The sequence below is a fragment of the Calothrix sp. CBUCES-K 9914 genome (assembly GCF_059640475.1).
In genome coordinates, this window is sequence record NZ_JBXXZH010000057.1 from 1 (window position 1) to 26,560 (window position 26,560).

The 26,560-nt window shown below is 39.1% G+C and carries 22 protein-coding genes; 6 read left to right on the forward strand and 16 right to left on the reverse strand.

From position 1 onward, the window contains the following. On the forward strand, positions 1–185 hold a 185-nt coding region (locus AC2JBO_RS15200; protein ID WP_496954490.1), incomplete at its 5' end, for a hypothetical protein. On the opposite strand, the gene AC2JBO_RS15205 is transcribed toward AC2JBO_RS15200, so the two are convergent. After that, positions 162–1,211 carry a YheT family hydrolase gene (locus AC2JBO_RS15205; protein ID WP_496954491.1) on the reverse strand — a complete coding sequence of 350 codons (1,050 nt, stop codon included), beginning with the start codon at positions 1,209–1,211 and terminating at the stop codon, positions 162–164. The two genes, AC2JBO_RS15200 and AC2JBO_RS15205, sit on opposite strands and share 24 nt — an antisense overlap. Before the next feature lie 153 nt (positions 1,212–1,364). On the opposite strand from AC2JBO_RS15205, the gene rpaA reads away from it, so the two are divergent. Next, positions 1,365–2,105: a two component system response regulator RpaA gene (rpaA, locus tag AC2JBO_RS15210; protein WP_496954492.1), complete on the forward strand. Its 741-nt coding sequence runs from the start codon at positions 1,365–1,367 to the stop codon at positions 2,103–2,105. Between the two features lie 99 nt (positions 2,106–2,204). Here rpaA and AC2JBO_RS15215 read toward each other — a convergent pair whose 3' ends face one another. Next, positions 2,205–2,948 carry a choice-of-anchor K domain-containing protein gene (locus AC2JBO_RS15215; RefSeq protein ID WP_496954493.1) on the reverse strand — a complete coding sequence of 248 codons (744 nt, stop codon included), beginning with the start codon at positions 2,946–2,948 and terminating at the stop codon, positions 2,205–2,207. Positions 2,949–3,390: 442 nt separating this feature from the next. Further along, on the reverse strand, positions 3,391–4,611 hold the full coding sequence (gene chlP, locus AC2JBO_RS15220; RefSeq protein WP_496954494.1) for a geranylgeranyl reductase: 1,221 nt from the start codon (positions 4,609–4,611) through the stop codon (positions 3,391–3,393). 318 nt (positions 4,612–4,929) lie between these two features. Between chlP and AC2JBO_RS15225 the strand changes: the two genes are divergently transcribed. Beyond that, positions 4,930–6,180 carry a hybrid sensor histidine kinase/response regulator gene (locus tag AC2JBO_RS15225; RefSeq protein ID WP_496954495.1) on the forward strand — a complete coding sequence of 417 codons (1,251 nt, stop codon included), beginning with the start codon at positions 4,930–4,932 and terminating at the stop codon, positions 6,178–6,180. A gap of 36 nt (positions 6,181–6,216) precedes the next feature. On the opposite strand, the gene AC2JBO_RS15230 is transcribed toward AC2JBO_RS15225, so the two are convergent. Continuing rightward, positions 6,217–6,528, reverse strand: a complete 312-nt coding sequence (locus AC2JBO_RS15230; RefSeq protein ID WP_496954496.1) for a hypothetical protein — start codon at positions 6,526–6,528, stop codon at positions 6,217–6,219. Positions 6,529–6,980: 452 nt separating this feature from the next. Between AC2JBO_RS15230 and AC2JBO_RS15235 the strand changes: the two genes are divergently transcribed. Further along, a complete protein-coding gene (locus tag AC2JBO_RS15235; protein ID WP_496954497.1) occupies positions 6,981–8,591 on the forward strand; it encodes a B12-binding domain-containing radical SAM protein in 1,611 nt (536 codons plus the stop codon). 2 nt (positions 8,592–8,593) lie between these two features. On the opposite strand, the gene AC2JBO_RS15240 is transcribed toward AC2JBO_RS15235, so the two are convergent. Beyond that, a complete protein-coding gene (locus AC2JBO_RS15240) occupies positions 8,594–9,049 on the reverse strand; it encodes a response regulator (protein WP_496954498.1) in 456 nt (151 codons plus the stop codon). Between the two features lie 108 nt (positions 9,050–9,157). Further along, positions 9,158–9,430 (reverse strand): RNA-binding regulator, encoded by a 273-nt coding sequence (rbp, locus tag AC2JBO_RS15245; RefSeq protein ID WP_496954499.1) that lies wholly within the window; start codon positions 9,428–9,430, stop codon positions 9,158–9,160. Positions 9,431–10,640: 1,210 nt separating this feature from the next. Here rbp and AC2JBO_RS15250 point away from each other — a divergent pair. Next, a complete protein-coding gene (locus tag AC2JBO_RS15250) occupies positions 10,641–13,538 on the forward strand; it encodes a CHAT domain-containing protein (RefSeq protein WP_496954500.1) in 2,898 nt (965 codons plus the stop codon). 105 nt (positions 13,539–13,643) lie between these two features. Here the strand turns inward: AC2JBO_RS15250 and AC2JBO_RS15255 are convergent, their stop codons facing one another. From AC2JBO_RS15255 to AC2JBO_RS15295, 9 genes are all read right to left on the reverse strand, one after another. Then, on the reverse strand, positions 13,644–15,050 hold the full coding sequence (locus AC2JBO_RS15255; RefSeq protein ID WP_496954501.1) for an NAD(P)/FAD-dependent oxidoreductase: 1,407 nt from the start codon (positions 15,048–15,050) through the stop codon (positions 13,644–13,646). A 735-nt stretch (positions 15,051–15,785) separates the two neighbouring features. Further along, positions 15,786–16,421 (reverse strand): Eco29kI family restriction endonuclease, encoded by a 636-nt coding sequence (locus tag AC2JBO_RS15260; RefSeq protein WP_496954502.1) that lies wholly within the window; start codon positions 16,419–16,421, stop codon positions 15,786–15,788. 12 nt (positions 16,422–16,433) lie between these two features. After that, positions 16,434–17,621, reverse strand: a complete 1,188-nt coding sequence (locus AC2JBO_RS15265) for a DNA cytosine methyltransferase (RefSeq protein WP_496954503.1) — start codon at positions 17,619–17,621, stop codon at positions 16,434–16,436. Between the two features lie 691 nt (positions 17,622–18,312). Further along, a complete protein-coding gene (locus tag AC2JBO_RS15270; RefSeq protein WP_496954504.1) occupies positions 18,313–18,615 on the reverse strand; it encodes a hypothetical protein in 303 nt (100 codons plus the stop codon). 288 nt (positions 18,616–18,903) lie between these two features. Further along, the gene (locus AC2JBO_RS15275) at positions 18,904–19,278 is read right to left on the reverse strand and encodes a hypothetical protein (RefSeq protein ID WP_496954505.1); all 375 of its coding nucleotides are present in this window, start codon (positions 19,276–19,278) and stop codon (positions 18,904–18,906) included. 561 nt (positions 19,279–19,839) lie between these two features. Then, positions 19,840–21,081 carry a damage-control phosphatase ARMT1 family protein gene (locus AC2JBO_RS15280; protein ID WP_496954506.1) on the reverse strand — a complete coding sequence of 414 codons (1,242 nt, stop codon included), beginning with the start codon at positions 21,079–21,081 and terminating at the stop codon, positions 19,840–19,842. A 103-nt stretch (positions 21,082–21,184) separates the two neighbouring features. Then, positions 21,185–21,709 carry a DUF5673 domain-containing protein gene (locus tag AC2JBO_RS15285; protein WP_496954507.1) on the reverse strand — a complete coding sequence of 175 codons (525 nt, stop codon included), beginning with the start codon at positions 21,707–21,709 and terminating at the stop codon, positions 21,185–21,187. Positions 21,710–21,789: 80 nt separating this feature from the next. Then, entirely contained in the window at positions 21,790–23,730 is a 1,941-nt protein-coding gene (locus tag AC2JBO_RS15290; RefSeq protein ID WP_496954508.1) for an FAD-dependent oxidoreductase, read from the reverse strand. A gap of 50 nt (positions 23,731–23,780) precedes the next feature. Beyond that, entirely contained in the window at positions 23,781–24,368 is a 588-nt protein-coding gene (locus AC2JBO_RS15295) for a TetR/AcrR family transcriptional regulator (protein ID WP_496954509.1), read from the reverse strand. Positions 24,369–24,769: 401 nt separating this feature from the next. On the opposite strand from AC2JBO_RS15295, the gene AC2JBO_RS15300 reads away from it, so the two are divergent. Continuing rightward, positions 24,770–25,273: a hypothetical protein gene (locus AC2JBO_RS15300; protein ID WP_496954510.1), complete on the forward strand. Its 504-nt coding sequence runs from the start codon at positions 24,770–24,772 to the stop codon at positions 25,271–25,273. A 39-nt stretch (positions 25,274–25,312) separates the two neighbouring features. Here AC2JBO_RS15300 and AC2JBO_RS15305 read toward each other — a convergent pair whose 3' ends face one another. Continuing rightward, positions 25,313–26,401 carry a glycosyltransferase family 4 protein gene (locus AC2JBO_RS15305; RefSeq protein WP_496954511.1) on the reverse strand — a complete coding sequence of 363 codons (1,089 nt, stop codon included), beginning with the start codon at positions 26,399–26,401 and terminating at the stop codon, positions 25,313–25,315. Between the last annotated feature and the right edge of the window lie 159 nt (positions 26,402–26,560).

A 26,560-nucleotide genomic window follows, 5' to 3' on the forward strand; every position in this document is an offset into this window, starting at 1 on the left:
GCACTCAGCACTCAGCACTCAACACTCAACACTCAGCACTCATCACTCAGCACTCATCACTCAGCACTCAGCACTCAACACTCATCACTCAGTACTCAGCACTCAGCACTCAGCACTCAGCACTCAGCACTCAACACTCAACACTCAGCACTCAGCACTTTCTACTTATTCTCGATCCATTGTAGAACTCGATTCCATGCCCACCATCGGTCAGGGTCTTTTGCTTGCTCCTGACCTTTTTTACTGTTTAAATAAAAAACATGACCTCCATAACGAGTTAATATTAAGTCAATAACAGGGTTTTCCGCGCAAGTTACTTCTAAGTCTTTTACTATTCCTAAGTCAAAAAATGGGTCGTTCACTGCATAAATAATTAAAGTCGGTTTACGAAGATGAGGTAGTACTTGTAAACCACTTGTTGCATCATAATATGCTTCAACTGAAGGAAACCCTAATTTCCCAATTACTAATTCGTTGTCGAAACTCCATATACTATCAATTTTTTCTATGGCTTCAGGGTCAATGGCGCCTGGATGTAAATCATGAATTTTCATTGCTAAATCTTTCAGGCGCCTAGCGATACCTTTTTCGATATGTTTACCTGAAGGGTGGCTGATCAAGTAGGAAAGCGAACGGTTTGAGTCTAAAGAAGGGCAAATTACTGCTACACCACCAATGTCTGATTCACTAATTCCTAAATCTGTGTTTTCCTGAAGTATTGTTGGCGCCACTTTACCCGCCCAAAGGGCTAACTGCCCTCCCAACGAAAACCCGGCAAACCAATATTTCCCCGGACACCCTAACGATGCTGCCTGTGCTGCTATTCTGACAAAATCTTCTCCTTCGTACAACCCATCCGAAGTTAACGTCGGTGACAACTCCATTGATTTGCCATGCGCGCGCCAATCGAATATTACTATTGCAAAAGAGCGCGCGTATGCTTTACGAGCAAAAATCCTCAGCAAATACTGGTCTTCTAAATCACCAGTTATTCCGTAAGTTGCCACAATAGTACCGCACGGTTGGGGAGGTATTGCGTATAAACCAAACAGCGGTACACCTTGGGCGCCTATAAAGATCTGTTGCTGGTAAGGGGGTTCAGCATCTAAAATATGATTTTTCCAATTCCGATGTGCCCACAAACCTGCGTACAGAGTCATGAACAGACCGTTTCGTAAAAATGGTGGCGGATTGTAAGCAGGATAATGCATGGTGTATAAAATGTATGTTCCTTACCAAGATTTATAAATATTTCATCTTAATCTTTATGTTAGATTTAAAAATTTTTTTATAATCAATACAGAAATCTTTGCACCACTCAAAGATTCTTACTCATCCTTCAAAACAAGTAATAAGATTACCTAATGCCAAGGATTCTTGTCATCGATGACGACCCCGCAATTTCAGAACTAGTTGCCGTCAATTTAGAAATGGCTGGCTATGATGTCAGTCAAGCTGAAGACGGTATTAAGGGTCAGGCTCTAGCTCTCCAGCTACAGCCTGATTTAATTATGCTTGATTTAATGCTGCCACGAGTCGATGGTTTTACCGTTTGTCAGCGGTTGCGTCGGGATGAACGTACTTCTGAAATTCCAGTACTGATGCTGACTGCTTTAAGCCAAACCCAAGATAAGGTCGAGGGTTTCAACGCTGGCGCCGATGATTATCTAACTAAACCATTTGAAGTCGAGGAAATGCTGGCACGAGTCAGGGCGTTATTACGACGCACTGACCGTATACCTCAAGCAGCTAAACACAGCGAAATTCTTAACTACGGACCATTAACACTAGTCCCAGAACGTTTCGAGGCAATTTGGTTTGGTGAAACTGTCAAGCTTACACATTTAGAGTTTGAGTTACTTCACTGCTTATTGCAACGTCACGGTCAAACTGTCTCCCCTAGCGAAATTCTTCGAGAAGTTTGGGGTTACGACCCAGATGACGATATAGAAACTATTCGAGTTCACATCCGTCACTTACGAACGAAGCTCGAACCTGACCCCCGTCATCCCCGTTATATTAAAACAGTATACGGTGCAGGTTATTGCTTGGAGATGCCTAGTACTGCTCCAGCAGGTGAGAATGTATCGGTGGGAGTAGAATAAGACTTTTGTTTTAAATTTAATGTTGGCTCAGACGATAAAATCTAACGTTTGGGGAAGAGCATGTAATTTTTCTACTGTTGTACGGTAGCGCGATAATTATCAATCTTTAGTTGAAGCGTGTTTTTTACGAGCAAGCATGTAAACTCCTAACGACGACAAACCAATTACAATTCCCGGTTCGGGTACTTTTTCGGCAGGTGGCACATAAGTTATCCTGCCGTAAATTTCAGCCGTTGTTTTGGCGCCTTCAATCACACGGAATTCTTTGGTACTCGTCAAACCGCCATCCTGACTAAATCCTGTCAATTCTAAAGTATACTTATTTCCATTATATACAAAGCTTCGATTCGCGAATGCTTGATTGATATATACAAAGTCAGCGTTGTCAATACTTTCTAGAGGTTTATCAGGGTCATTCAGTATGTTTACCAATTTAAAATCAAAATCAAAGTACTGTTCGATTGCAGTTGGAGCTTGAAGTGAGACTTTTAATCCCAAAGGAACTTGATCAACACTTGTATACAAAGGAACCGTACCATTAAAATAAGTTAAATTGCCAATTTTAAATAAAGAGTTAAAGTCAGCGTTAAATTGCGTGCCTTGAAAAGTCAAGCTGTTGGCAGGAGTTTCAAACCAAGAATCATCACCCCAAGTAAAGTGTGATGTACCGACACCTGTGTAATGTGGTTCTGTATTAATACTTCCTGGGTCAGGTATCCCCCAAATTCCACTAGAGTAACCAGAAAATACGGTTGCTTTAACCTGACCACAGAAACCAAATGCTGCAACAGTAGAAATTGCCAAGGTTGACAAAGATTTTTTGATAATTATACTTAGTTTCATTGTTCGAGCGCATTGCCAATCGCGTATAATGTGTTTTTTGTATATTTCTACGTCAAGTAACTAATTTAAGTTAGTAAATTTACTGATGCATTGCCAATAGATAAATGCACTTTTCATAAAATCTTTATGGTAACTTTGTTTAGGCTTTTTAATGAAACTAACTGAGTAACTTACTCGTCTTGATGTACCCGCTTCGCACAACTATCGTAATTATTGGTTTGTGAATAATACTTATATAACTAACAATAAAAAGGTAACATTTTTACTGACTTGAATATTACAACTTGGTTTTTATCAGTAAATATACATAGATTAAATTGTAATTTGTAGGTAAATATAATTATCGCAGTGATGCCAAGCCCGTTATCTACACGCGCTTGGCGCCACTGCGATTGTTTTGTATAGTCGATGTATGAATTAGAACCGTTTCTTCTAGCTTGTTTTAAGGTGCAAGAGCGTTGCCACGAAGCAAACTACCAATTGTCTTAGCGGTAATCTTTAGTTGAGTAATTGGGTTTGCAGGTACGACTGTTTTGTACAAATAACTGTCGAATGTCAATTTTTGTACATCAAGGTCAGCGCACATTTCCACAAAAGCTTCGCGCGTTGCATCAGAACGGTAGAAAACGTTTTGTAGAATATCAAGTACTTTATAAGTCAATCCGTACTTCTTATCCCAACGTTTAATGTAAACTTTCAAGTCAGCTTCGGTTGGAATAGTGGCGCCATTGTTAGACAATTCAACAATAGTTTCAGCGCACATACGTCCAGACTTTGCCGCAAAGTAAATACCTTCACCAGATGACTTGGTAACATAACCAGCAGCATCACCAACGAGTGCAACACGACCAACAACCCGACGTGGACGGGGATGTTCTGGAATGGGGTGTGCCTCAACTTTGATAATTTTACCGCCTTCGAGTTTTCTCGCTGCGCGCGCACGAATACCAGCTTGAAGTTGTTTGATGCTGGCTTTATTAACGTGCATCGTACCAGTACCAACAGCAACGTGGTCATATTTGGGGAATACCCAAGCGTAGAAGTCTGTGGAAACATCGTCACCGACGTACATTTCCGCTAAATCTTCATAATACGCCATTTTTTTGTCGGGAATACGAATCCGCTCTTGGAAAGCTATCGCATAATTATAATCCCCAGCATCGATTTCTTTGGCAATGCGAGAGTTGGCGCCATCTGCCCCAATAATCATATCGACTTTGAGGGTTTTGGCGATACCCTGCGCCCCACCTTCAGTATGGTCTACATAATGAATGGTGTAAGGATCTGTATTATTTGTGGGAATATCTAATTTATGAACTGTTGCATTAATTAAATTGGCGCCAAGTTTTGCTGCGCGGTCACGTAAGTAACCATCTAGTACTTCGCGACGGCACATACCTATATACTCATCTTCTTTTATCAGATTAATATCAACCTCGCGATTCGAGGGTGAAATCATCTTCATCTTCCGTACTTGACGGTCAATAATGTTACTAGGTAAATCAAACTCGCTAACCATGCATAAGGGGATGGCGCCTCCGCAAGGTTTTGCATTATCTAGTTTCCGCTCAAACAAATAAGTTTCAATGCCAGCTTTTGCCAAGATTTCGGCAGCAGATGAACCAGCTGGACCTGAGCCGACAACAGCAACCCGTAGTGCCAAAGGTCTTCTCCCATACTTTTTTATATCATCGAGAGAATCCTATCACGGACTTTCAGTCGTTTTTCCCATATAGCTATAATATTTGACCTATTTGCAACATACTTTAACATTTCGCCACAAAATCCCCGAACAAAAGAGGACACAGAGAGAAGAGTTAAGAGAGGCGCCCCAGTACCTAATTAAATGAGATGAAACAAAGCGTGCAAGTTAGTTCTTGTTTGACAAGGGGAATAATAACCTTTGTGAGCGAATCTTTATTATTCTTATTTGTGTAATTCTCGTTAGTACTTAATTACTGCTAAGTATTCTTATAAACAAATGCTGAAATCTGACTCAAAATTTATTTTAATAGTAGATGATGACCCAAGTGACCTATTTATACTTTCGCACGCTTTAAAAACAGCAGGCTACAAGGCACGAATAGCTATAAATGGTCAAGAGGCAATTTCCCAAGTCACGCGCACTCCTCCAGAACTGATACTGTTAGACGTACAAATGCCAGTTATGGACGGTTTTGAAACTTGTCGGCGCCTGCAAGCTAATCCGCTTACGCAAAATATACCAGTAATTTTTATGACAGCTTTATCCAACGCTGAGAGTAAAATTCGAGGTCTGTCTTTAGGAGCTGTAGACTATATCACCAAACCCTTTGAGCAAGAGGAAGTCTTAGCTAGGGTGAAAATTCACTGGCGCCTCAAACAACTAACAGATAATCTCGAACAGCAAGTAAAAGAAAGAACAAATGCTCTACAACAAGCACAAGTACAACTCGTACAGCAAGAAAAACTATCGGCATTAGGACAACTTGTAGCGGGAGTAGCACATGAAATTAAGAACCCAGTTAGTTTTGTAGTTAATAATATTGCACCTGCTCAAGAATATCTGACTGAAATATCCCAACTACTTGCGCTCTACGAACAACACTATCCTCAACCCGCACCAGACATTGCATCAAAAATTGATGCAATGGACTTAAAGTACGTGCTGCATGATTTTGCTAATATTCTCAACTCAATGTGCTTAGGAACCGAGCGAATTGAAGATATTTCAGCGTCATTACGAAACTTTACCCGCTCAGATGTAAATATACCTGTTGCTGTAGACTTACATCAAGGCTTAGAAAGTACTTTACTACTTTTAAAACATCGTCTTAAAAATCAAAAACATCGCCCAGCTATTGAAGTTATTAAAAATTATGGTAATTTGCCTCATGTCACATGCTTCCCTGGACAAATGAACCAAGTTTTTATGAATTTATTGGCAAATGCAATTGACGCACTTGAGGAAGCATGGGAAAAAGACCAACGCTCACTAATAATGAGAATTACTACTGAAATTTCAGGTAGTAACATCATGATTAAAATTAGTGATAATGCGTTAGGCATGACTGAAGAAGTTATGCTTCAGATTTTTCAACCTTTATTTACAACCAAAACAGTTGGTAAAGGAACTGGACTAGGATTATCGATTTCTAAGCAAATTATCGAAGATAAACATCAAGGAAAAATGCATTGTCATTCAATCCTTGGTAAAGGAACCGAATTTATCATTGAAATTTGCGGTTGGTAAGATTTCTGACTTCTTTAAGAAGTCGGAAATCTTAAATTAAAGGAATCTTAGTCTATATTGAAAAACTGCCCATGAATTGGCTAATAAACAGATGCTTGCCAAAACTAATAAAATGTACGTAGGCGCCATGACAACTCCGATTATAAACCAAGCAAGTACATGCAGTATCATCAGTAGAGCAAAGATACTGGCTATTCCAGCACTTTGCCAGATACGAACAGCCGGACGATGCAACAGTGTTAAAGTTATTGTTGATATGGTCGCAATCAGATTAGCTGGAATTAGAAATGCACAAATGTCAATGCAGTAGCGACTTGAGAATTCAGTTAAGGTATTGAAATCAAACATTATTTTTTTGGCTAAGTTGCCAAATCTTATATGAGTCTTTGTACTATATCCAAACAATAGTAGAATATTGGGAATTTCTAAGGGAATTTCTAACTCCCACTTAAAAATTGCAAGTATAACTTATTACAACGTACTATCTAGAGTAGATATCTTTTAATTATAGTCCGAATTTTATGTTGTTCTCACCATCTCAAGAGAGAGGTTAAACGTAGACGCAAGCATTGAAACAAAAAATTAGCTGAAATATTAAGTCTGAAATATAGCCAAATTTATACAAAAATTTATATTTATTCTTTCTTTTAGTAGATGTCAAAAGAAATAGAAAATAATTACTGTTTGAGAAAGTCCCTTATGAACAGCTAAACAGCGGAATAGTTCTTTAATCACAGCATCAATACAAGCTTATTACAACATCCAAATAATTGATAAGCATTTTCAGGTATAAGGATAGTATGAAAACATTATTGCTCTACCCCCAATTTCCTCAGTCCTTTTGGTCTTATGACCGCGCGATGGAAATGGCAGGACTAAAGGCAGTTATCCCGCCCTTGGGAATTATTACTGTTGCAGCACTCTTACCAAAAGATTGGGAAATTAGATTTTATGACCGCAATGTCAGTTTAGAAACAGAGGCAGATTGGGAGTGGTGTGACTTGGTAATTCTCTCTGCCATGCTAGTGCAGAAACCGGATTTCCATACCTTAATTAAAAAAGCTGTGCAGTTAAGCAAAAAAGTAGCAGTTGGAGGTCCCTACCCTACGTCTGTGCCACAAGATGCGCTTGAACAAGGAGCGCATTATTTGATTCTAGATGAAGGGGAGATGACGATTCCGCTGTTCATAGAAGCCATTGCTCAAGGTAAAGCCCAAGGAATTTTTCGCTCTACTGAGAAGCCGGATGTAACTACTAGCCCCATGCCGAGGTTTGACCTACTTGAGCGGGATGCTTACTTCATGATGGCGATTCAGTTTTCTCGCGGTTGTCCTTTCAATTGCGAATTTTGTGACATTATTTCCCTCTACGGTCGCAAACCGCGCACTAAAGAGCCGAATCAAATTTTGGCAGAGTTGCAAAATCTGTATGATTTAGGCTGGCGGGGGTCACTGTTCATTGTCGATGACAACTTTATTGGGAATCAGCGTAATGTTAAACGCTTCTTACGAGAATTGATACCTTGGATGAAGCAACATAATTATCCTTTCACCTTCATGACCGAAGCCTCTGTGAATTTAGCAGAAGATGATGAATTACTAGAGCTGATGGTAGAAGCAGGATTTTATGCTGTCTTTCTCGGCATTGAAACTCCTGACCAAGATAGCCTTGTTGTTACACGCAAAATGCAAAATACGCGCAACCCGTTGGTAGATGCCTGTCGCAAGATAAACGAAGCGGGACTACTAATTTATGCCGGGTTTATCCTTGGCTTTGATGGAGAACGTTCTGGCGCTGGTGAACGAATTCAAGACTTTGTTGAACAAACCAATATTCCTCAACCCATGCTGGGCATCCTCCAAGCTTTGCCTAACACAGCCCTCTGGAACCGACTTCAAGTAGAGCAGCGTTTAATCGACGGTGGCGTCGGCATCATTGCTACGGGCGACCAGAATAACCTGATGAATTTTGTTCCTACCCGTCCTATTGCCGAAATTGCTAAAGAGTATGTTGAAGGCTTCTGGAAGTTATACGAACCTGCAAACTATTTGAGGCGATGTTTTCAGCAGTGCCTCAGTGTTTCTCCTTTTTCTAGGCGAACACAAACAATGCATCTTCCTAGAGGCAAGCAGTTACGATTGGTTGCTCAGATAATTTGGCATCAGGGTTTACGAAGACCAGACATTCGAGGACAGTTTTGGCGCCAACTATGGACGCTTCTGCTCAAAAAGCCCCAAGTTCTTAATATGTACTTAGGGCTATGCGCTACAGGAGAGCATTTTTGGGAGTACCGAGTTTTAGCCAGGGAACGGATAATTCAACAGTTAGGCTATGACCCATTATCATCTGTAGGTGTGTTAAGAGATGAACCAATGCTAGTTACAAACATTTCAAACATTTCAAATATTTAGAATCAATGAATGAATGAATGAACTTCGCCATGCCATTTTTGTTCAGCGAGATAATTAACAGATGTTAGTAATGCATCAAGGTTAAGAGGTTTTTCTGCGTACATAGAGAAACCATTAAGAGCTTGGATGGATGTTTCTTGTGTAATGAAACTTGTTATGGGGATGGCTGTAAGAGGTTTACGCTGCTGATATTTTTCAATAATTCTGAGTTGGCTTATCAATGAGTAACCATCCTCACCTGGCATGGCAATGGCACTAATCAAAACATCTGGTTGCCATTGCACCAATATCAGCAAAGCTTCTTGAACTGACTTTGCTGTCTTTACAACTACAAAAAACTCTTCAAGAATAAACTTTAGCAAATCTCGGCAATCAGCATTATCATCTACTACAAGCACTTGTAAACCTTTGAGAGATGAAAAATTATTCTGTTCCGTGAAGCCGATTGTTGCTGTCATAAAAAGTTGTTTGGAAACAAATAAAAACTAAGTCCAAATAGACGTTATGTAATTAATTTAGTTTTTGTACCCAATAAAATATTAAAGCTTTAATTATTAAACAAGTAATTACAAATTGTATGATAACGAACCTATGTCTACCTTAGTAATAGCTTTATTAACTTTGAGACTACGACCCATCCACTCAGTGCCTAAAAGCGCTTTAATTGCTGCTGTCTCCTCAGCATCTGTTTCCATATCTATAAAAGCGAATCCTCTTTTCTTACCTGTTTTCCGGTCGATGGGTAATCGAACTCTCTTAACAGTTCCATATTCTGAAAATATTTGTTTAAGGTCTAACTCTTGAACTTCGTAAGATAGATTACTAACATAAACTGACATAAAAAACCTCTCAATTTATTTACTTGGTTATTTGGACGTAACACTGAAACATTTATTAAGTGTCAAAAGTACTGAGTCTGATAATATACTACAGTGAGTCGAACAAGTTAGGCTGCTGAATGTAATAGTGAATAAACTGGCATTTCTTCGTGACAGTGACTACAACGCCAGTAAATTCCTCTCAAGTTTATATGGCGAAGCAAAGTGTATGAGCAGCACGGACAAGTAAACTTGCCGAGCATGGTTTGCGATGTGTATATGGCTCTGTTCTTCTGGTTACTTCTAGCTATAGAACTATATAGTTTTTTAAGAGACTTATCTAATAAAACTTGCATGTTTTTACCCAAATTTTGTGATGAAATTAAATATTCCGCTCATTTTTTATTATCAAACAATAATTTACCGTTTAATTCTTGGTTTTCGTTTTAAGATTTGAAAATCGATTATTCTACCTAAAGCTTTTTAGCCTTTAGCTATGCGTTTTTGTGAGACAATTTTATAAATTAAGTCAAAATTTATAAAAACAGCACGCGAGTATACAATCTTTTTACCTAAGCACGACAATTTTTCAATTTAAACTGGTAATATGCTTTGACTACATAAAATGACATACAGTACCTCTTTAACCTGATAGGTTTTAGAGATTTAAATCGGGGAAGGCTTCTATAGCAATGTATCTATGGCGTAGTCACGTAGCCGAAAATAATTATCTCTTATTTAATAGTAGCACGGAATATGTAATTACGCTTTAAGAGCGTATAACACTTGGTATAACGTTCTTCCCAAAAATCTTTACGCGCACATGTATTGTAAGCTTTACTGAAGCAATTTTTAATCAAGCTAAAGTTTGGGTGCCTGTTAAGGAATTATTTAAGGTTTAAATGTTTGAACTCCCGCTCGAACTTTTTTCTCTATTCAAATTGATCACTTTTTTTTACCACAGAGACACAGAGAGCGCAGAGGATTTTCTCAATTTAGCTACACTTGATACAATTTAGCTTTTTCTTTATATAATTAATTTTCGTATAATTCAGCACTAAGTAAGAAAACTATACAGAATTTTATTACTTAGGTTGTAAATATTACATGTAATTATACTTATAAAAATATGGTAGAAATATAATTTTTATTTTATATTTTAGTTTTTGCATAAGCTCCTTCAAACTAGAAATATAAATGACTATGGAAGAAACTGCTGGAGCTAATATCCGTGTATTGTTATCAAAAATCTGCCGTCATTACTATTGCGCTACTGTCGCTAACTTTGCCTGCTGGTATTGGTAGAGCAGAGGTAAAAAATATTGTGAATCATCAAGAAGCATTTACAGTTCCACTCTTCTACACTTTTGATGTAACGAGAAAGGTGCCGTTGGAACTAGCACAAACACCAACAAAACCTAAACCACCAGAAATAACTCTCCCACAAATAACAATACCTAAACAGCCAGAAATAACTCTTCCACAAATAACAGTACCTAAACAACCAGAAATAACTCTTCCACAAATAACAGTACCTAAACAGCCAGAAATAACTCTCCCACAAATAACAATACCTAAACAGCCAGAAATAACTCTCCCACAAATAACAGTACCTAAACAGCCAGAAATAACTCTCCCACAAATAACAGTACCTAAACCACCAGAGATAAATCCTTCACAAACAACAATACCTCAACCGCAAGAATTACCAGGTACAGATCAAGCTGATAGTGTCTTTCACACATCTGAAGAAGAAGAGAAAAAAAGGAGAAAGCGTGAACAGCAAGCAGAGCAAGCACGGCAAGAGCAATTATTATTACAAGAAATGATGCAGCGTGAAGCAGAAATGCAACGTCAACTTGATTTGCTAAGACGTTTACCAGAGAATTTGCGTGCTGAAGTCCAAGTTGCATTTTGGCTATATCAAATGGGCAAATATCAAGAAGCACTTCAAAAGCTACAATGGATTGTAGATGCTCAGAAACAAATTAGTGGCGGACGTAAAGATGAAGCTACAACTTTAACTGTAATTGCTTTAGTTTACAATAGTTTGGGTCGTTATTCTAAAGCTTTAGAGTATTGCGAGCAAGCTTTGGCAATTCAAAGACAAATTGGAGATAAAGTCGGAGTGAGTATAGCACTCAACTATCAAGGTCTAATACACTATAATTTAGGACAATACTCCAAAGCATTAAACTTTTATCAGCAAGCCTTGACAATTGCCAAACAAAATGGCGATAAATCTAAGGAAACTGCAATCCTTGTTAATATTGCTGATGCCCATATTAGTCAGAAAAATAATTCTCAGGCTATCAAACTATATGAGCAGGCTTTAGCTACTCTTCAACAAATCAATGACCAGCAAGCGCTTAAATCTGATGAAGACAGTGAAAATAAACCACACGAGATTTCTTCGCTAGAAGGACAAGCTTTAAGTGGTATTGGTGAAGCTTATCAAAACTTCGGTAATTATAACAAAGCCTTGAAGTCATATCAACAAGCCTTAAGCCTTCAAGAAAAAATCAATAACCAACCAAGACAAGCTGAGACTCTTAGAAAAATAGGCACAGTTTATGTAAATCAAAATAACTACTCTCAAGCTTTAAATTATTATCAACAAGCCTTAAAGATTGCACTCGTAACTGATGATAAAGTGGAAAAAGCTAAGAGTTTGAATAGCATTGGCTTTGTTTACATTAATCAAGGCAAGTATTCTGATGCCGAAAAATTACTATTTACTGCTATTGAAACGTGGGAATCTTTAAGACGCGGACTGTTAGATGACCAAAAAATATCTATCTTTGAAAATCAAGTTACTTCCTACCAATTTTTACAACAAGCTTTAGTCGCTCAAAATAAAACTAATATTGCTTTAGAAATTGCAGAACGCGGTAGGTCTAGAGCTTTCGTCGAACTACTAGCTTCAAGACTCTCTTTTAACAGTAATAACCAAACCCAAACAAATATAAAACCACCATTAATTAAAGAAATTCAAAAAATAGCTCAACAGAGATCAAGTACAATTGTTCAATATTCAATTATTAACGCTCCCACTATAAAACATAATCAAATTGAATTGCGTCCATCCAAACTTTACATTTGGGTTGTAAAACCAACAGGTGAAATTAGTTTCAGGCAAGTAGACCTTACATCTAATTCAAACATTTCTTTCGACAGGCTTATTTTTAAGAGCCGCGACTTAATGCGAGCTAGAGGTCGGAACATTGTAACAGTTGCTTCAACTAATGAGGAAATAAGTCAGCGTATAAACACATTACAACAACTATATCAAATTCTTATTCAACCCATAGTATCCGAGTTACCGCAAAACCTAAATCAACCTGTTATCTTTGTTCCACAAGGTGAGTTATTTTTACTTCCCTTCGCAGCTTTACAAGACGAATTAGGCAAATATCTAATTGAAAAACATACGATTCTCACTGCTCCTGCTATCCAAGTTTTACAGCTAACTCATCAACAGAAGATAAAAAACGCTACAGTTACAACGAAACGTCCATTAGTAGTTGGTAATCCAATAATGCCGAGTGTCGCACAAGAAGTAGGAGGACAACAAGAGCGACTATCATCACTACCTGGTGCAGAAAAAGAAGCGTTAGAAATTGGTGAAATACTACAAACACAGGCTTTGATAGGTAGTAGCGCTACCGAAACTTCTATCAAGCGTTATATTACGTCAGCAGGAATTGTGCATTTAGCAACTCATGGACTACTTGATGATATTAAAGGATTTGGTATACCGGGAGCTATTGCGCTTACTCCTGATGCTAAAGATGATGGTCTACTAACAAGTAGCGAAATTTTTGATATGAAACTTAATGCCGATTTAGTTGTCCTGAGTGCGTGTGATACTGGTAGAGGAGATATTAAAGGTGATGGTGTTATTGGGTTGTCACGCTCTTTGATTGCAGCAGGCGCCCCTAGTGTTATTGTTTCTTTATGGGCAGTATCGGATGACTCTACTAAGTTATTGATGACCAACTTTTATCAAAATCTACAGCAAAACCCAAATAAAGCCTTTGCACTCCGCGCGGCAATGCTCACCACCATGAAGAAATATCCACAACCATTAAATTGGGCTGCATTCACACTTATTGGAGAAGCTGAGTAAGAGTTAGGAGTTAGTGGAACGTGGAGCGGGCATCCCTGCCCGCCCTTACATCCACCAAAATTAAATACCGACAAGCTTTGCAACTAATGACAAATATTGTTTCTACTACACTTTTACAGTTGAAGGATTATTAACTATTGAGTAATCATCTGGACTTTGTTTGACAGGTGTTGGCGCCTCGCTACCTGTTATCAGTCTTGCACCTCGGTTGCTGGTGATGTAGTTCCATCCCCATTGCACCATTACTACTAATTTGTTGTTGAATTCAATTAAGAAGTAAATATGGATGAATAGCCAGAATACCCACGCAAGAAAACCTGTCAGCTTCATAAAACCTAAATCGACAACCGCGCGATTTCTTCCAATCACTGCTAAACTACCGTGGTCTTTATATTTAAACGCTGCTGGTTTTTTGTTTTGTTGTCGCGCTTTTATTACTGATGCTACATACTCACCCGCTTGCATTGCTACTGGTGCCACTCCTGGTAATGGTTTACCATTTTGATGCGAGTAATTCGCTAAGTCTCCAATTACAAATATATTGGGATAACCTTTAACGCTAAAATCTGCTTCTACTACCACACGTCCTGCACGGTCACATTCTACATTCGTCGCTTGGGCAAGGGTTTTACCTAACGGTGATGCTTTTACTCCTGCTGCCCATAACACTGTGTGTGCTGGAATTTGCTCGACATTTTCACCGCTCTTGATTGTAACTATATTATTTTCTATGTTTGTCACCATTGTATTAGTACGTACAGTAACACCCAATTGCTTTAATGATGTGGCAGCTTGTGCTGATAACGAGTGTGCAAACGGCGGTAAAACTCTGTCTAAACCTTCTAAAAGTATTATTTGCGCTTCCGATGTATGAATATTGCGGAAGTCTTCTTTCATTGTATGGTAAGCAATTTCTGCAATGGCGCCTGCTAGCTCCACTCCAGTCGGACCACCACCAACCACTACAAACGTTAACAACGCGCGTCGAACTTCTGCGTCAGTTTGTTTTTCTGCCGCTTCAAATGCACTAAAAATACGGCTTCGCATAGAAAGTGCATCTTCAACCGTTTTCAAACCAGGTGCATGTTGTTCCCACTCATCCTTACCAAAATACGAGTGTTTTGCACCGGTTGCCAAAATTAACGAGTCGTAAGGAATTATCTCATCACCCATAAACACTTTCTGTACTTGTGGGTCAATACTCGTAACTTCACCCAGCAATACTCTAGTATTTTTGCTCTGATTTAATACCGCGCGTAACGGTGAAGAAATATCTGCAGGTGATACTGTACCAGTGGCAACCTGATACAACAACGGTTGGAAAAGGTGAAAATTACGTTTATCAATCAGCGTAACCTGAACATTATTCGCGCGGCTCAACGCTTTTGCTGCGTACAACCCCCCAAAACCACCCCCAACTATAACAACGTGAGGACGACTTGGCGCCGGAGTTTCCCCTGCTAAAAACACTGTTTGGTTTAATGGTGGCTGGTTATCGACTGCGTATACCATATAAAGGCTTTCCTAATTTTGACATTCCTGTCACTATTCTTAACAAATTTTAACTATTTTGTCGTAAGAGTTATTGTCTATTTTTTACATATAAAGTTTTGTTAAAGTAACATTTTTTGCGCTTTATACGTAGTTATTGATACGCATTATCCATATCTGTACGATTGACATTTTAGCCAATGCATGTATAACTGGTCGTTAAAAGTTGGAAAATATTAGGTTATCTTTAGCATTGGCACCATATGAGTGGGGTGGGCATCCCTGCTATTGGTGTCAAGTTAAGGTTGGTGCCCGTATGTCAAGTTACCTATAACCCACATTCCGCACTTCAGATTGTCGCATAATACACTACATAAATATTTAGAAGTGGCAGTCAATAAAAATACTTCTTAATTTCTAAGTAACTTAATATTTTGTGCGAACGAGAAAACTTGTAAAAATAAAATGAAGAACACACAAGTATAACAGCAATCAAAAAATAAATATTAAGTAATTAGAGTATTTTTTATAACTATAAACATAGTATTGTTACATAAAAAATATCCTTAACATATAATTATTTAATGCGCCGAATCGCTCAACTTGATTCCATTTTTATGATGAGGAGCCTAAGCGTTTTAGCAGAAATACCCTTTCCGAGAAGCACGTATGATTGTTATGTTGCGTCCTTTTTTTGTCGTGGCGTTTCTGATTTGTAAGCGGTCGATAAATGCAGGTGCTTTTTTACGTCTGTTTTTAACCTTCATTCTCTAGTGGACATCCCAACCGTGTCGCTACATTCTGGCAATGTTGTGTCACTTGTGTTTGTAAACTCTCAATTGTAACTGGATTAGGGGATAACTTTTCTGCAAATGAGCGTCCTGGGTGTATTTGATCCCACATTGAACGCATTTGCGCTCCCCGTCCTTTGCCTGGAGCATGGATACCAAAGCCAGAAATTATACTGCACCAAACGGGTTGAAAGTGACGTATTAATATAGCTTCACCCCAAGCAACTAAGTCTACTGCCATTGGCACTACTGCAAAATCAAAATCCGCAACATCAAGATTTGTGGCTTTTAGAATTGAGCTTCTATGCTCCCTCAAACGCCCAATTAAACCCCCTGTTACATTTTCTTTACCAGTACGCTTACCTGGATTTTCTGCTTTCCCAATGTAAATTGGCATACAGCAAGAGTTTTGGTTAGCAATTTTAATACCTGAATACAAAGGAAACTCTCCCCGGTAGTACAATAAATAAACACCAACGTAACCAGATAATTCCTTTTTCAATCGTTCAATTTCGGCAAGTGGATAACACTGCTGTCTAGTTTGAAATTCAATTAATTGGTCGCGCAATGTGGCAGGCGCCTGAAAAACCTCTAAGGGCATAAATAATTATTACTAAACAGCATTTACAATTTTCTTATTAGCTGTAGCAAACTGTAAATGATTGTAGATGCTAGAAGCAATAATATAAGCGAGGTTGACGGGAACTGCATTACCAATTTGACGCATCGACTCACCCCAAGTACATGGAAAGTAGTAATCATCGGGGAAAGTTTGCAACCTTGCTGCCTCGCGTACTGTAAAATAACGCACTTCTCCTGATGGTAAAGCAAGCATGTTTTCTCCACCAGGAACACCATGTACACCAGCTTTTAATGTTTTAGCAGGTTCATCTAAAGGACTACCCGTGTGTCCTGGGTAACTTCTTGCCCCTGGAGTATAAATATGGTTGGGTATAGATGAAACTGCATGACTGTTGGGTAAGTCAGAAATAGCATCCCGAACGGTACGCCAAGGAGCAGTCATACTACCTAATAAGCTGGCGCCAGTTTTTTGTAAGCGCGCGCGTAGTTTTGGGTTACAATCTGGACGCGCGCTACTGGGAACACTATGACGCTCCCAATATTCACCCGTTACCCACTTATCCCAAATAAGTGCATCTTCGGTATGGGTCGGTTCAATCCAAGACCAATTGATGTTTAAATCAGACCTGAAGCCAACAATGAAAACTCGCTCGCGTTTTTGTGGTACGCCATAATCAGCCGCATTTAGTAATTTAAAAGCAACCTTATATTCAAGGTCATCGAGAACGGCGCCATTATGATGCTTTAACCGAGCAACATGCTCAACCCAAGACTCATCATTATTAAGTAAAACTTCTGGGTGAGTAAGTTGCAAGGTAATATACTCAAAATAATTGATAAAATTTTGACGCAGCAATCCGCGTACATTCTCAATTAAAAAGGCTTTGGGACGTAGTTCACGTACTGCCCGAAAAAACTGGGGAAACATATCTCGTTCGTCAAGATAGGCGCCGTGCCTACCACCAATTGAAAAAGGTTGACAAGGTGGACCACCAGCTAATAAGTCTATTTCCCCATCGATAGTAGAGATATCAAAATCCGCTACGTCCATTTGGTGAAGGCGCCAGTCACTAACAACATTATTAGAGCGCTGTTGATTTTCACGGATAGTGTGACAGCTATGTTTATCACGCTCCACAAGTGCTAAGTGATGGAAGCCAGCTTTCGCCGTTCCCATCGCTAAACCTCCGGCGCCTGTAAATAACTCTACTGATTTCACGTTGTTGAATGCCCTAAGTACATGTTGTAAAACATATTTATAGTACTTTTATAGTACTGGAGAGAGTGCGCGTAAGCAAAAAACAAACTTTGATTATGGTTTTCTAATTGCTTGAATTGGTTTATAGGCGCCAGCTTTTGCAGCAAGATGTAAGGGTGCGGGGTAATTTGTGGCATCAAGGTATTGAATTAGTCCGTAAAGGGTGTAGAAACTTGGGCAGATGTTTTTAACTTTCGTATTATGCCTGCCTTAGAGCCAGAAGCCAAAACATGGATATTAGTAAAAAAATGTAGCAAAGGCTACACAGTAAGAGTTGTTGAATGATTGTAAGCCCCTGTATGGGGCAGGGCTGATTCATTCTAAAAAGAATAATCCACTATTACCCTTTGTGAACTTTCGTGGTCTTTGTGGTTCATCAAAGAAATAAACCACTTTTGTCACGCTCGTACACAAAGATAAAGACAGAAGTTAAGAGTAATCTCGTAGCAAGTTCAAACTTAATTTGATTTACTTCCAAGAATGAAACAGCCCTGCCTGTATGGGGTGCCTTTTCTAGAATTGCGTTTAAATACTTCACTTCCGGTCGCATTGCTCTGACTCTTAGAAGTAAACCACATTTATAAAAAAGCGGTTGCACCCAAGTATGCTCCGAGAGCAACCGCTAACTGCTTAATCTAATTGGTCATAAAACTTATAGATTCTTAAGAGAATTCGGCCTCCACTGACCTTGAATTGCATGATGTATAAACCCAGTTGGGTTATCTACTCTACCTTGCATCAAAGCTTCTTTTAGAGCATCAATTGCGTAACGTACCACTGTTGGCTCGTTACTACGTATCTTAGCCCTCAATTTTTCGTCTACTGGAACTCCCAAATCCTCTAGTTCGCGACAAAACTCCGAAACAACATCTGGGGGGAACAATAACTGGAAAACATCAACCAGTGTGTCTTTGCCAATTATCTTGACAAGTTCTTGAGCTTGCGCTTGTCTCAAACGCTTTGCACTGACACGGAAGAATATATTATTAACTCAACATTTGATGGAATAACGAAAAAAGTTTTAAATGCATACGGTTATAGCAATTAGCCAAAGCTTACGATGTTTAGGTTTAATGATACAGGTCATTGTGGAAAAATATAAGAAATTGACAATTTAGTATTTATTTGTTAGTTCGGCGCCTCGGTTGAGTTTACCGTACTAAGATTATTCGTATTTACACTACTTCTAAATATCCTTATTAATAATGGTCGGTTTTCATAAATATAAAAGTGATATAAACTGTTAAAATATCTCACAAATTTTAAAACTATTAGGTAGAGCGTCAAATTCTTCTTTTGTTAATGTTGTTGGACGAGTTCTTTGTTTAAACCAAGTTAATATTTTATCATTGTTTCCAACTCGACTACCTCCTTGTAATTTCTGACATCGACCATTATGTTTTCTAACAACAGCGTCACAGCCACTATTAGAAATCCAGCAAATATCAGCATAAGAGCAAAAAGCACTATCGCCTAGTAATACATCTAGTGGATGTAAAAACTGATATATTCTTCGAGCTAATTTGATATCGTTAGTATTTAATTTATCTATTGCCAAAGCCATTGCAGCGCCAGTTATCAAGCTGAAAATAACGTTAAATGAGCGAATATTTGCCAATTTTATTATTTATCGCTCGCTGCTTCACATTTTTGTCTCGTTCACGCCTTCACGCATCGAATCACGAAAAGGCTATTTGTACACAACAGTATGCAAGACGGTAGCGAGTAAATTAGAGTAGAAACAACGACTTGGAGACACGAGGACGCAATTTGGGCAATTACAATTGAACAATGAGAAGTGAACTTTTGTACTCACTTTTTAGCGGGCGTTATGCGCGAGCAGTCTCTTTGTTTTCTTATCTCACCGCGTCCCCAAATCCCCGCGTCAGCCTACATTCGGGTTTTCGCGCGTAACATTCGCACCCATCCCACAAGAGGTTTAACTTATTGGTGGTCTTAATTTTGAACTACTAGTCCATGTCAAAAGTTTTAGGGTGTAAGAGGATTAACCACAAAGACACAAAGAACACAAAGATAAGAGTTAAGAGAATGAGATATTGGCGCCTACACCCCAGAATTAATGACACAGACCACTAGTGCAACAAGGCAAAAGTAAAAAGGCACTCATTAAAAAGAAAGAAATCCTTATATACCAGGGTTTGAAGTGTAAACCTACTGGCTAGTGATTTCTGCCAGCCTGCACTAGCTGTATTAAACCCCATTGCCCATTAGTTAGCCAATTTGTGTCATTTTGTACTATTTTTTGCACTACTTCAGGTTGAATTCCTGCGGCAACTTCTGATTTTAAGGTGCGTAGTGCAAGTAATGGCGCCGGGAAGTAAGTAATTATATCGTTGATGTTAGTGGTGTAGTCCCAATGTAAGTCACCGAGTAATCGACGGTAATTTGCATCACCTTTACTAATTGTCAAATTACTAGCTGCTAAATCATTTCTAACTGCGTCAGGCATTTCCCAAAAGGGTAGTGGTGATGTCCAAAAATAATCGCTGCTTAAAACGAGTTTCCCTAATTCCAAATATTCTTGGAGACGGTTTGCCAAAAATGTTACATCCCAATTATTCGAGTTGGCAAAAAATTCAATTGTGGTGTGTACGTCTTGAATCATGGCATCTGATACAAACGTTGGATGTGGTTTAAGATGTAATTTTACTTGTGACAGCTTACCGCTACCTAATAAATAATCAACTAAACACAAATCACAAACTAATTCAAACCCAGCGTTATCGACGACTACATCAAAACGTCCTTGCTGGTTCTTGTTAATCAAATCAATTACCGAAGCTGCATCATTGGCTAATATATGTGCTAGCTGGGTTTGAATATCAAATTTACTGCGGTCGGTTTCAAATGCTGACCACAAACTTAAATCAACGCGATTACCCCATAAGGCAAAATATAATAACCCAAATAATGCATCTTCAGATACGCGCGCTTCTGGTTCCGGATTATCCAACCAGCTATTAACTTGATGACATAATGTAGCAATGGCGTCAAAACCAGTTTCTAAACCTTGACGCTTTTGGAGTGCAAACGGGTCAACACCTCGTCCTTCTCCATTAGAAAAATACCCAGTAATATTTAAAATTAAACGGTAAAAATAAGTTTCGGCAAAAAACCAGGGAATATCAACCCAACGTTGCCCAAGATAAGCTTGAAGATATTTATTCCAATCACTAATATCGGCACCTGTGTCATCTACCAAAGGTTGTATATATCCTGTTGGCAATGCAGCAGCTAGTGTTTCCAAACCATCATTAACCGTAGCAGGAAAAGAATTTTCAACTATGACACGACGGGCAATAGCGGGCATTCGTTGCGTAACAGTGTACTCTGTAAAAGAACCAACTTCGGCGCCAATAAGAGGTAATGGCAAAGGTAGTTTAGGAAGTAATATACTCACAAATTGCCCAAATATACTTTTCTATCTATATATATAACAATCTATGTAGAGACGGTATTAATCCGGTCTCTACTGTCTCTGTGCTAAAATTCCTATACATACATCACCCATTAATAGTAGGAACATACTGGCGTAACAAATCATCAACAGGTTGCCGCTGGAAAGATTTTACAATCAAGTTGGATACTCTTTTTGCCAAACGACTGGAACTTCGTACAGCTAATACATCTACATCTGGTTGCGAGGGATTAACACCCCACTCATAAAATAGTATTTTCTCCCACTTGACAAATACTCCATTTCCCAACCAAATACCGTTTTGTGTAATAGCAGGTTGATATGTCAACCCGTTCAGTAACATGTAAACACCAAAAACAAGTCGAGAGATAGCAGCTACAACTTCAGAGGTGTTGTTATCGGTAACAAACGTCCGAATAGATATAGCTGCCCACACTATAAACGCTATTCCTACTACAAAAGCTAATACTTGACCGATATATCTTCCACGACTAGGAACACTCAGCAGTAACCGACCAGCTTGTGTTCTTCCCCATCCTAAGTTAAAAATCAACCATGCAGATAATGGAATCAAGATGATATATAAGATGTCACTAACCTGACGTGTCATGGTAATATCGTTTTAATCAAGCGGTTTTCTTTAAGTAATCATAATATTTCATTCCTTCCCAAAAATAAGCGATAAAACTATTAAATTTGTAATAAACCTTCTGGGTTTACCGATAGAATCTCCCGTCGTTGTAAACCTTCGCTTTGTAAAATTTCATTCGCTGCTAACAAACCACTACTTACCGCGCGTTCCATTAACCCGCATGGGAAAGGCATTTTCACCCAATCCCCTGCAAATATTAAGTTATTAATATTACTGCGAGTTTCAGGACGGTCTGCGTAACTATTGGGTGGATAGCCAGAAAAGTTTTTTTGATTAACTAGTTCACGGTGCAGTACTTTTGCTTCCTTAAGTTCTGGCACAATATCATACAGTTCTTGTTCAAAAGTTGCGAGGAGTGCTTCTTGAGTAGGAAACTCTTTCTCCTTATAGCAATAAGCGTGTAACTCAACGACACTACCACCTGTACGCTGTGACCATTCGATAAATTGCTGCTGAATGCGATGATATAAAGTAATGCTATCTGTAAGTGCATAGCCAGACAACGAAGTAAAATTGCTTTGTTCCCAGTTAAAGTCACGGTCGAACCAGAAGCGACATACTGCAAACGGGTCTGCGACGCTCAATTTTTGAATTTGCTCGCGCGCTTTTTGACTTACATCTCCATCTAAGCGTTTAAATAGCTGTTGCACTCCAGGGACATCGGTGGCAAATATATAGTAATCAGCTTCAAGTTTCTCTGGTATCGTATCTGAAACGGCAGCTACTAACTCTAATTCATCAGTATGGCGCCGAGTTATGTCATACTTCGCTAAGTCTTGAGTTGCTGGACCCTTCAAAACTTTCCCCGAAGCGGCAAAAACTGCACCGTGACAAGGACAATGAAATTTGCCATCGTCTGCCATTCTTACTGTACATCCTTGGTGAGTACAAGTTAGAGAAATTGCTTCAACACTACCGGACTTTACTGCAAACACTTCGTCTGCGGCGCCAAAGTACTCAATTTTACTCGCGTCGGCAACAACAGTGTTACGCTTGACAGAGAAAGGTACGTTACTGGCGCCGCTACCAACAGTATAAGTAAGCGAGTTGACGCTGTTATTTTCGGCTTTAATTTCACTAACAGTTGCACTCGTTACGACTTTGCCACCAAAACTTTTAATCGCATCGACAATAGGTTGCACTAAACTAGTACCCATATCATCTTTAGTTCCATTAAAAGCTAATCCTTCGGGGTTGCCAAAAAAGTAAAAGTGGAAGAACTGCATCAATTCTCCCACACTCATTACATCAGGTGCATTTAAACTTGATTTAGCGAAAGGCAAAAAATATAAGTCATACAAACCTTGAGGAAAATCCTTGGCAACCCAATCAGCCACTGATATATTATCAAAACGCTGGTAATTCTTTTCCCTTTCAAACCCACCTATCGCTTGAAAAACTTGTAAATGCTTGAACTTCGTCAGATTTATCCCCCATTGTAACCTATTCGGTGAAGCAATTGCTAAATCAACTATATTCCAAGGAAACGCTGAACTACTGGGACGAAACACTTCTGGTTTATAGTGTTCACGGTAAACAAGCGAATAAAAATTGAGCGATTTAAAGTTATCTGTAGCGTTTAAGTCTTTAACTAAGCTATTCAAATTATAATACTGCGGAAAAAATCCGTGGAAACCATGCTCCATTCTAAATGTGTCGGCGCCCACATTAATCTGCCAACTAGCAACTTTTCCTCCAAACTGCGAAGACTTTTCAAGTAACGTTACCCCAAACCCTCGTTGACTTAATTCATATGCACAAGCTAAACCCGCTAAACCTCCACCAACAACAACAGCAGTCTTAGTTTTATCTAATACAAACGGTAAACTTAATGTATCTCTTTGAAACACCGTGGGTTTTGGTTTAACAAAGCGCGAATATCCAGCTATTCCAGCAACTGCACCAACACCCATTAATTGTAGTAGTGTTCTCCGAGAAATTGCCGTCGATTCTTCTGGTAAGTTAGATAATATACTCATGAATCTAATTAACTACCTATCGCTTGTTAGGTGGAATAAGAAAAAAATTATTAAGGCAGAAGACCATTGAATAAAACATCAATCATTTCGTCAACAATAGCTTGGGATGACCCCATTTCTCTCGGAGTTACAAACGGAATACTTTCCATCACCGATAGAAAAAATCCTGCTAAAAGATTTGAGCGTGTTTGACGAATTTCTCCTTTTTGTTGTGCCCGTTCAAACATTTGTTGAATTGGTACGAATATACATCGATGTGAGCTTGCCGACAATTTCTTAAGATTTTCTTCACTTAGGCAAGGCATATCAGTATGTAGCATACTTAATAAATGCACGGGAGGTTGAGAGAGAAACCATTGTGATGCACTTTGAAGCTGCGCGCGTAGATTATCTTGTGATATCGCATGTTGTAAACCCTGATAATGATGCTCAAACTCTAGTTCAGTCACAGCTACATAAAGTTGCTCCTTGCTCTCAAAATGATAGTACAGTGAAGCTTGCCGAATTCCTACCTCTTTGGCGATATCTCGCATTGTCACATTGCTATACCCGCGCGCACGAAACAGCCGTTCTGCTGCATCAATAACACGCGAACGTCCACTACAAGACTTTAATACCTCGGATGGCGCCTCTGACAATGTAACTTACCTAACGCTTGGTAGTTGGATATCTGTAAATAATCATAGTACAACTACCCAAATTTGAAACATATGTAACGAATTATTACAGTGATTTCTTTAATAATACCTGGTCTTTTTCCATAAATACCAGCGGCTAATGTGTTGAAGAATTTACACCTTCATAATATATACCAATCCGCGTATCATTATAAAATACACACGTTGTAGAGACGCGATTAATCGCGTCTCTACAACGTGTGTATTTACATCTAATTATGTATATTTACATCTAATTGTGTATATTTACGGCGCCATCTTGTTAATATTACAAATCATTCTCAAGAATGAGGTTTGCGGTAGCGTGGGAGTTTAAATTTTTAGATAAAACTTATTTTAGTGTAGTTCGAGGTAATAATTATATGAATTATCTTGTAGCAGTATTACCAGATAAAATTAAGGCTGAAGCAGCATATACTGCGCTTGAAAAACAAGGTTTGCCTACTAATCAAATTGATATCTTGGGTCAAGGCTATAAAAGTGCTGATGAATTTGGGTTAATTAATCCTGAACAGCAAGCTAAAAAAGGATTCAAACGTTTGTCGCTGTGGCTAGTTCCTTTCGGCTATGTTGCTGGTTATGCTTTCAATGTTTTAACGGGTATTGAAGTACTTCCAATTGGTCATTTTGGAAATCATGTTTTCGGGGGAGTATTAGGTGCATTATCCGGCGCCTTGGGTGCGTACTTCGTAGGCGGTGGAGTAGGTTTAACAGTAGGTAGCGGTGATGCTTTACCGTATCGGAACCGCCTTGATGCAGGCAAATATCTTGTGATTGTTAGGGGTACACAAGAATTAGTTAGTACGGCAACCCAGATTTTGCGCTCGTTTGAACCGGAGAATCTTCAAGGTTATGCAGAAGCGTAACTGATAAAAAAAGGTGGATAAGTTTAATCCACCTTCTTCTTAATTCATACTTGTTGCTGCAACAACTGAACCTTTGAAGTGTCCGTTTCTCTTTCCTAAACGTTCGGCTATAACTTGACGGTAAACTGCTTCGTAACCATCAGCCATTTTCTGAGCGCTAAAGTTCTGCCAAACGTAGTCACGGCAAACATTACGGTCGAGAGCAACAGCTTTATTAATAGCTTCGACGCATTCATCAACGCTTTCACAAACAAAACCACTCTTACCATGCGCGATAACTTCAGGTGTAGAACCCATTTTCATCGCAATAACTGGTGTACCAGCAGCCATTGACTCAACCATTACTAGACCAAAAGGTTCACGCCAGGTTATTGGGAATAGCGTTACTGCCGCACGTCCCATAAGTTCATTCTTTTGAATATGATTTGCTTCACCCAAATACTGAATTTGCTCACCATCGATATGAGGTTTGACTTCACGTTCAAAGTACTCAACGTCTACCACGTCAACCTTGCCAGCCATTTTTAAAGTCCATCCTGAACGCTTGGCTATTTCTATCGCGTGGTGAGGTCCTTTTTCTGGAGATAAACGACCGACGAAGGCTAAATAAGGTTCTTCGGAAGGTTGAGGGAAAAATTTGTGGCTGGCAACATCTATACCGTTATAGACTGTGGCAGCATAATTTAAGTCTAATCTTGGTTCACGTTGTGAATCGGAAATGCTGATATACGGCTGACGCTTGGCGTGCTTAAACATCTTCTCATTGTCAGGCGTAAAAATACCGTGTAGGGTGTGAACTGTAGGTGTCGAAACTAGATTCACGAAAGGTAGTGAACTAAAGCCCACATGAGAATGAATAACATCAAACTCCGAAGCCCTTTCGTATACCCAGTTAAGTTGTAGCATTTCATAAATGCCGTACTCCTTAACATTTGAGTCCAACCGCAACGCGCGGGGATGAACCGATTCAAGCTTTGCTAAAGTAAGCGAGTCTCCCGAAGCGAAAAGCGTTACTTCATGTCCACGTCGAACCAATTCATCTGTCAGCAACCCCACCACTAACTCAGTGCCACCGTAACCTGGTGGTGGTACTCTTTCCCATAATGGAGCAACTTGAGCAATCCGCATTTTTTTCTCCTTAAATGTGATTTAGACACACTTGCGTCCCTTGAACGGCGCCTGTGATAGTCTTATCTGTGTTAATAAACGTTAAGCTGATTTAAAGGTGCATTTGAGATTCTGATAAGAACTTTAAGGGTTTGAAAAGTGGAAAACTATCTACCCGAA

What these genes read in the sequence shown, in the direction of transcription:
- AC2JBO_RS15205 (WP_496954491.1), bottom strand. Translation starts at nt 1,211, where the DNA reads ATGCATTATCCTGCTTACAATCCGCCACCATTTTTACGAAACGGTCTG.
- rpaA (WP_496954492.1), top strand. Translation starts at nt 1,365, where the DNA reads ATGCCAAGGATTCTTGTCATCGATGACGACCCCGCAATTTCAGAACTA.
- AC2JBO_RS15215 (WP_496954493.1), bottom strand. Translation starts at nt 2,948, where the DNA reads ATGAAACTAAGTATAATTATCAAAAAATCTTTGTCAACCTTGGCAATT.
- AC2JBO_RS15225 (WP_496954495.1), top strand. Translation starts at nt 4,930, where the DNA reads ATGCTGAAATCTGACTCAAAATTTATTTTAATAGTAGATGATGACCCA.
- AC2JBO_RS15230 (WP_496954496.1), bottom strand. Translation starts at nt 6,528, where the DNA reads ATGTTTGATTTCAATACCTTAACTGAATTCTCAAGTCGCTACTGCATT.
- AC2JBO_RS15235 (WP_496954497.1), top strand. Translation starts at nt 6,981, where the DNA reads ATGAAAACATTATTGCTCTACCCCCAATTTCCTCAGTCCTTTTGGTCT.
- AC2JBO_RS15240 (WP_496954498.1), bottom strand. Translation starts at nt 9,049, where the DNA reads ATGACAGCAACAATCGGCTTCACGGAACAGAATAATTTTTCATCTCTC.
- rbp (WP_496954499.1), bottom strand. Translation starts at nt 9,430, where the DNA reads ATGTCAGTTTATGTTAGTAATCTATCTTACGAAGTTCAAGAGTTAGAC.
- AC2JBO_RS15255 (WP_496954501.1), bottom strand. Translation starts at nt 15,050, where the DNA reads ATGGTATACGCAGTCGATAACCAGCCACCATTAAACCAAACAGTGTTT.
- AC2JBO_RS15260 (WP_496954502.1), bottom strand. Translation starts at nt 16,421, where the DNA reads ATGCCCTTAGAGGTTTTTCAGGCGCCTGCCACATTGCGCGACCAATTA.
- AC2JBO_RS15285 (WP_496954507.1), bottom strand. Translation starts at nt 21,709, where the DNA reads ATGACACGTCAGGTTAGTGACATCTTATATATCATCTTGATTCCATTA.
- AC2JBO_RS15290 (WP_496954508.1), bottom strand. Translation starts at nt 23,730, where the DNA reads ATGAGTATATTATCTAACTTACCAGAAGAATCGACGGCAATTTCTCGG.
- AC2JBO_RS15300 (WP_496954510.1), top strand. Translation starts at nt 24,770, where the DNA reads ATGAATTATCTTGTAGCAGTATTACCAGATAAAATTAAGGCTGAAGCA.
- AC2JBO_RS15305 (WP_496954511.1), bottom strand. Translation starts at nt 26,401, where the DNA reads ATGCGGATTGCTCAAGTTGCTCCATTATGGGAAAGAGTACCACCACCA.